Source organism: Oscillospiraceae bacterium, assembly GCA_031265355.1.
GTDB lineage: Bacteria > Bacillota > Clostridia > Oscillospirales > UBA929 > JAIRTA01.
In genome coordinates this window covers 1-7028 of the sequence record JAISCT010000044.1, presented here as the reverse complement: position 1 = coordinate 7028, position 7028 = coordinate 1, and the positions used below count along the sequence as shown (strand labels likewise).

At 61.3% G+C, this 7028-nt stretch carries 5 protein-coding genes; 1 reads left to right on the top strand and 4 read right to left on the bottom strand.

The features are described 5' to 3' along the window. Positions 1–325: 325 nt before the first annotated feature. Positions 326–862: a hypothetical protein gene (locus LBK75_06365; GenBank protein ID MDR1157916.1), complete on the bottom strand. Its 537-nt coding sequence runs from the start codon at positions 860–862 to the stop codon at positions 326–328. 10 nt (positions 863–872) lie between these two features. Next, entirely contained in the window at positions 873–1247 is a 375-nt protein-coding gene (locus tag LBK75_06360; protein MDR1157915.1) for a hypothetical protein, read from the bottom strand. Positions 1248–1350: 103 nt separating this feature from the next. On the opposite strand from LBK75_06360, the gene LBK75_06355 reads away from it, so the two are divergent. Beyond that, positions 1351–2184: a copper amine oxidase N-terminal domain-containing protein gene (locus LBK75_06355; GenBank protein ID MDR1157914.1), complete on the top strand. Its 834-nt coding sequence runs from the start codon at positions 1351–1353 to the stop codon at positions 2182–2184. 230 nt (positions 2185–2414) lie between these two features. Here the strand turns inward: LBK75_06355 and LBK75_06350 are convergent, their stop codons facing one another. Beyond that, a complete protein-coding gene (locus LBK75_06350) occupies positions 2415–4574 on the bottom strand; it encodes an alpha-galactosidase (protein MDR1157913.1) in 2160 nt (719 codons plus the stop codon). Between the two features lie 219 nt (positions 4575–4793). Further along, positions 4794–7028 (bottom strand): glycosyl hydrolase 53 family protein (locus LBK75_06345; GenBank protein MDR1157912.1); only part of this gene is annotated, 2235 nt, incomplete at its 5' end.

Here is a 7028-nt window from a genome sequence, read left to right as displayed (position 1 = left end):
GATGCCGGGGCGAATTGAGACAGAAGGCGGCCTCGTTATTCAAGGACTGGAGATATGGACTGTAGAGATGACGGTGCCTGATTTGGGTAAGTATATGTTTACGACCAAAGGCTTCGATGGTTTTGGTGTTGCGTATATCGAGACAATCACATTCACGCCGGATTGACGTAGAAAAAAAGCCCACCCGCATAGACGCGGGTGGGCAGCAAGGTCAAAACACTCTTGGTGCGTACAAAAGATGCGATATGGGTTTTGTGACAAGCGGCTCCGGTGCTTGTGTGAGGACCATGGTGAATTGATATGCAAGTTGGCTGCCGGGCTCGCCTTACGACGTGGATTCGTCCTGTTCACGAATTTGCTCGACAAGCTCTTCAATTATATATTGCGTTTTGGGCAGTATCTGTTTCGGCGAGAAAAACGACAGAAGTATTTCCGTTGCGCCTTCCGAAGTTGAAATGTTGAGTTTGCGCATAAGAAACCGAATGTCGTCGCTGTCTTTTTCGCCATACCGCGCTGACATAAGTTTCATGGTAAGCAGATATTCGGCTGATACTGTCTGTATTCTTAGACTTCCGAACGATATAAAATCCTCGACTGGGGCGTTTGCCCCGACAAAGCCCTTTACGCCGTCGTTCAGCCAGTCGGCGGGCAATCCTTCGCGCTCCGCGATCTTTGCTGCGAGTCGGTTGATCATCTCTTTCGGCTCGTAAAGCGCGTCTATGTCTTTGGTTATATCGCGCGCTTCATGGACAAGACACATCGCCGCGCCGCCTGTCAGCAGGATTTCACCTCTCATGCCCTGTGCGCCAAGTTCGTCGCTCAGCTGTCGCAGATATTTCAAGATTTGCTCTTTTGAAAGCATATATCCTCCTTTACACGCGCTCAAGCACATTTTCGTCAACAAATAGATTGCGATGCTTGAACTCGGCGGGCGATTTGTACATAAACAGCAGCCGAAGATTGCCCTTCGCCTGGCAGCCAAAATACGGCTTCGAGCCCGGAAGATAGCACCGCCGCTCGAACGTCCACTTCGGCGCGTCATACCCGTAGTCGTCCGCGAGCTTATGTGCGGTCGCCGCGAGAAAAGGCACAAGCTCTTCACTTGCCATATCCTCCGGCGCGTCATGCAGCATCGCGATCCGTATGTCCGGCGCGGTTGTATAGAACTCGTCAAGAAAATCGCCGAGCAGCAGATAGAAGTCCTCTCCAGCGTTTGCCTTGCGCGAAATGTCACGAATTCCACCCATATCGGCCGTCACCTCCGCAATTGCCATGATCGGATTATATCATATTTTTTACAAAAGCAAGCGCAGTGGCTTGGCGGCACTCATTGAAAAGGAGTATCTTACCATGCGGAAAAAACTGATGGCGGCGATTCTTTTCATGGCATTCGGCACGATGCTGGCGGCCATCCCGGCCGGCGCGGCCGTCTTTCCGGGCGAGAGAAAAAACATTCAGGTTTCCATGGGCGGGCTGACGGTCCTGGTAAACGGCGAAAAGGCCGCCTTCCGTGACGCCGACGGCCAGGTGGTGGAGCCGATCCTGTACCAGGGGACGACGTACGTGCCCATCCGGGGGGTGTCCGACTATCTGAGACAGGCGGTGGATTATGTCGCGGAGACCCGGACCGTGCTGATTGGCAGTACCAAAGAGCAGCGGGAGATGCAGTCGCTGTGGGAGGAAATTCTGGCGCAGACGGGCGTCACGCCGGTTTGGTTCAGCACCTTCCCGGGGGTCCTTGCGCACGATCAGTGTGCGCTCGCCGCCGGCGGCGACTACTATTTTATCACGTCGCCCGGTCTGACGCCAGACGGAAGCAATTTTTTCTTCTCCGGAAACGAGATCTGGGTCTATCACCCGGCGACGCAAAAGGCGGAACAGGTGATGGCGGGCGTCGAGGTGCATACGATAGACAGTGTGGACGCGCAGGGGAACATCGTCTTCACCAAGTATCAGGTCTTCGGGGCAGAGCAGCTCATCGGCCACACGGCCCGCAAATTCTGGCGCGCCGAGAACAGGGTGACCACCGTCGAATTTGTGCCCGACAACCCGCAGGCGTACACCGAGGCGGACATCGCCAGGAAACTGGCGGAGACCTTTGAGGCCGCGTATCTCCAGTCCGCCGCGCGGGTGTCGGCCCTGTGGTCCGGCGGGCAGTACATCAGCGGCACCGAAAAAATGTGATACAAACCGCCGACCCGGCCGCGGGGGACATACCGTGGAAGCTGAGTGCGCCGTGACAGCTAAATGTTTGCCAAGTGGCTTTTTGCTGTGATACACTGCACCTGAGGGGTATGGAGAAAAAGCCGGGCAAGAGACGGCAACCGGCGGGGGCCGGAAGCCGTCTCTTGCCGTTTCAGGGCTGCCTCACGGCGTGAGCGGCCCTGTTTTGCCGTCTTGCGGCGAGAGTGCCGTTATGTAAAATCGGCGGCGTCCGTCAGCGGGCGCAGCGTCCCGCTCTCCCAGACCAGGAGGCGGAGAGACAGCCCCTCGGCGTCCTCCGGAATCGCCATGTCCAGTGAGAACGACTTTACGAGGCCGGCTTCGGCCTCGCCCGCCGCCGTGCTGATCCGCACGAGACGGCCGGCCGCGTCGTAGAGCGCCGCAATCGCGGTGACGGGCTGCGCCGCGCCGCGCGCGCGCAGGGCGTCGAAGGAGAGAGTCAGCGTCTGGCCGGCGGCCGCGGAGAGCGCATAGACGGGGACGAGCGTGTCGCCGCCGTCCGCCCGCACCGCGTACGTCGGGGCGGCAAAGGCGTCGGAGGGAGAGAGCCGGAAGGTCCTGGAGCCGTGGGCCGCCACGGTCATCGTGAGGGTCGCGTCGTGCGCCAGCGTCGAGAGCGACTTCGACCAGAGATCCTTTACCGTATAGGTTTCGGCGGCGGCAAAGGCCTCCGCGTCCGCCAGCTTGCCGGCCAGACCGGCCAGGATCTCATCCGCGCTGATCCCGAGGGTCCGGGTGGTGGAGCCCACGTTGACAAACATGACCGCGACGTCGCCGTTTGCCAGAGGCTTTGCGATGATGTCCATGCGAGAGGCGGTCGTGAACGCGTCCATCGCGGCGAGGGTGGCGGTGGTCTTGAGGCGCTTCGCCTGGACGCCCAGCGGATCTTGGTCCAGCGCGATCACGTCGCGGTTTGTGATCACCTGCCAGACAGGGTCGCCGACTTCCACTTTGGTGAGATCCATGCCGAGCATCAGCGGGGCGTTCATCATACACCAGGCCGTGAAGTGCTGGATGTCCTCCTCGTGGGTGAAGTACGGTCTTACGCCGTCCACCAGCGCCTTGTCGGTGTCTTTGAGGCCCACGACTAGCATGTCGGGGTCGGCCCAGGCCTTGTCGAGGCCTGTGTATTTGTCCAGAATGACCGCGCGGTCGTATTGGTACTTCATCCAGGAATACTGCCCTTCGCTCACCTTGTTCGCGATGTCCGTCGTGATGCGGTAGGAGTCGCCCACTTTGTGCGCCCACGTCCAGGGGCTGTTGTACCCCCACTCGCAGATGCTGAAGCGGACCGATTCGCCGCCCGCCTTGACGAGGGCGTCTTTGAACGCCGCCATCGAGTAGAGCGCGCTCTCCGCGCGTTTGACGTTGTAGATACGCAGGGTATTCTCACCCTCCGCCAGCTCCGCGCTGGTCTCGGTGTTTTGCATCACGGTGACGGAGCCCGTGGAGGGCACCAGCGTCTCAAACCGGCGCGTCCCGTTCACGTCGAGCATCAGATAGCGCCCAACGCCGGTGCCGGTGCCGTTCGCGGAGTTTTCGATCACCACGGTGTACGTACCCGCCGCCGGCGCCGTGACGGTGAAGGTGAGGTCCGCATACGGCGTGGTCGGGGTGCCGGCCGTGGAGCCGATGCCGATCCCGCTCACGAAATTGTCGGTCGTGTTTTTTGTGACGCTGCCCGAGGCGACGGCGTCCAGCGCGTTGATCTTTTGTTCAAAGCCGCCGTCCGACGCGCGGACCGTCAGGCTCCGGATGTTCGGCGCGCGCCCGTACCTGTCGTTGTCCCAGGTGTTGCCGCAGAAGTCGTACTTGATGTAGTCGACGCCCCAGTCCACCATGGTTTGGGCAAAGAGATCCTCGCGCCCGTACGCGCCGGGCTGCCCGCCGCAGGTCCGCGCCCCGGAGTCCTGATACATGCCGTATTTCAGCCCCAGATTGTGGACATAATCCGACATGTCTTTGAACCCGAGCGGGAAGTTTGTGGTGTGGTTCGAAAGGGTCCCGCCGATCAGGCTGGCGTTGTAACAGCCGTCGTCGATGACGACATACTCGTACCCCGCCTTGTCGAGGCCGAGCCGTATGAAGGAGTCCGCGATGCGTTTGATGAGGTTTGCGTTGATGTTTGTCTGAAACGCGTTCCAGCTGTTCCAGCCCATCGCCGGGAGCAGGCCCGTCTCCGATCTCCCCACGAGGCGCGCGTCGTTGAAGGGGGATTGCCAATCCGGGTCCGTGACCGGCGGCAGGGCCACGTTGGTTCCGCCCGCCTGTGTGTCGTACGCCAGGCCGACCGTCGGTACGAGCATACATACAAGCAGCGCGGCGAGCGCCAGAGACACCAATTTTTTCATGTCGTTTCCCTTCTTTTCAGTGATTGATGTTTGAACGTCTGTGCACCGGATTTCTCCGTCTCCGTCTGTGGACACACTATCATTGGCGTGGTCCAATGTCAATAGATTTTTTTGAGAGATAGATTATTATTTATGAACAAAAGACAGCCGCCCCCAAGACGGGAGCGACTGTCTCTGTGCTGGATATTTTTGTAAATTTTGTGGTGCACCTGACGCACGTCAGGCGACGCTGACGACGACGGCGTGGGCGAGGCTGGGGTCGGTCTTGGAGCGGAGGGTGATAAGGACCGTGCCGGCCCTGAGGCCGGTGACGACGCCGGTTTCGCTCACGGAGACGACCTTCGGGTCGCTGGAGGTGAAGATGCAGTCGGCGCCGTAGGCTTCGAAGAGCAGCGGCGCTTTGCCCTTGATGCGCAGGGAGACGCGGGCCGACGAGTGGGCCCTGACGTTGACGACGTCCACGGTGGCCGTGACGGCCGTCATCGCGACGCCGCGGCCGGTCTCCGGCACGGTGGGCGCGGCCGTGCCGCGCACCGTGACCGTACCGAGGGCGGCGTAGTCGGCGGGGGCAAGATCCCAGACGACCGGCACGTCGGCGACGACGCCGGTCGCGACGTCCAGGCTCTTCACGGTGGCGGGCAGCGCGGGGGCGACGCCCTTTGCCGTGACGGCGTAGATACGGCTCTCCACCACATTCTTTGCGAAAGCGTCGTTCCACACCTTAAACGAGGCGTTGGGCTGCGGCGGGAAATAGACGGGCGCCCAGGAGCCGTCCGGATTTTGGATCCAGGTGCTGCCGCCTGTGAAGTACACGCTCTGGCCGTTCCAGGGCCACACGCCCTGGCCGGCGTTGTTCGGCACGTCGTTGATGAGCTCCATGATGCGCATGGTGTCGTCGCCCTGGTGCTGGATGCTGTAGGAATATCCCACGGGATAATTCGGGTTGTTCATCCAGTCGGTCACGCTGCCGCTGGCCGGCGGCGAGCACTCGGCGATGTTGAACGTGACGTCCGGGAGCATTTTCGAGAGCTCCACGATGTTGCGCTGCACCTGGGCAAAGGTGCCGTGCCAGTCGGGGTAGTAGGAGATGCCGATGCGGTCGACCATGCCGCCCATCTCCTCCAGGTTCTCGGCGAGTCCGCCGACGAGGGTGACGACCTTGTTGTAGACGGCGTCGGGGTCCATGGCCACCTTGGGCTGTCCGGGCGGCTCCTCAAACACGTTGAACGCGAAGTGCATCTCGGTCAAGATGTTCGTATCGTAGTCCTCGTTGAGCTGCGCGATGGCGCGGTTGCCGGCGTCCACCAACTTGGCGAGGTGCACGATGGAGTCGAGGAACTCGGCGTATTCCTCAGATGTCTTGTCGCCCTCCGCCTCTTCGTACTTGATCCACATGACGCCGCCGCCGCGGGCCGCATTTGGGTTGTCCCGAATGAAGCGCTTGTAGTAATCGTGGAAATGGGCGTAAGGGTTTGTGAATTCGTATTCGCTGCCCCACAACATGCCGTTTGTGATCTCGTTGCCCAGCGCGACCACCGTCGGGGTCGTGCCCTGCTCGATCAGATCCGCTACCATCTCGTAGGTGAACGCGTAGGTCTGCTTCACCAGATCGTTGGTTTCCGGGTTTGCGGACTCAAAGGGCAGATCCGCCCAGGCGTAAGGCTTCGGCTGGTTCTGCGGGTCGGACCAGCTGTCGGCGTAGTGGAAGTCGATGGCGAGGTTCTGCCCCGCGCCCACAACGTATTTCGCGTGGGTCAGCGTGGCCGACGGGCTGCACGAACCGTTCGGATTGCCCGCCGGGAAGGCCTCCATCGGGCTGTCCTTGGTGATCATGTTGGGCTGCCAGCTGCCCTCGCTTCTGGGCTCGTTCCAGATGCGCAGGCGGATCGTGTCCCAGCCCATGTCTTTCGTGAGGCCGTGGAAGTTGTCGCCGGTGGCCATGCTGGCCTCGTTCATCACGCCCCCGCGGATGCCGTCCGGCGCCAGCGGGTCGTTGTCCGCGTTGTAGTACATTGTGTAGTTATCCGCGATGCCGGAGGTGTCGGAGCCGTTGTCCATGTCGGGTCGCAGGTAGTTGACGACGCGCAGCTCCCGCACGCCGGACGCGGCGCCGGCCAGAACGTTCAGGCGCAGGTAGCGCAGGCCCGCTAGTGCGAAGACGTCGGTGAAGATACCGCCCCGCTTGTCGTTGCCGGAGCGGTCGGCCAGCACGCTCCAGTTCAGTCCGTCCGCGGAGCCTTCCAGCGTGTAGCGGTAGCGCTCGGTGTTGCCGCCGAAGACGGTTTCCACCTTGCGCACGGCGTCATAGGCGCCGCCCAGGTCGACGGTCAGCGCTGCGGCGGCCGCGGCGGGCTTCCAAAGCGTAGCTTCGCTGCCGTCGATGGCCAGCGCGGCGTTGCCCGTGTCGGCGGACGCGCTCACCCAGTACTTGGTGGCGATGTTGCTCTCGGAGGG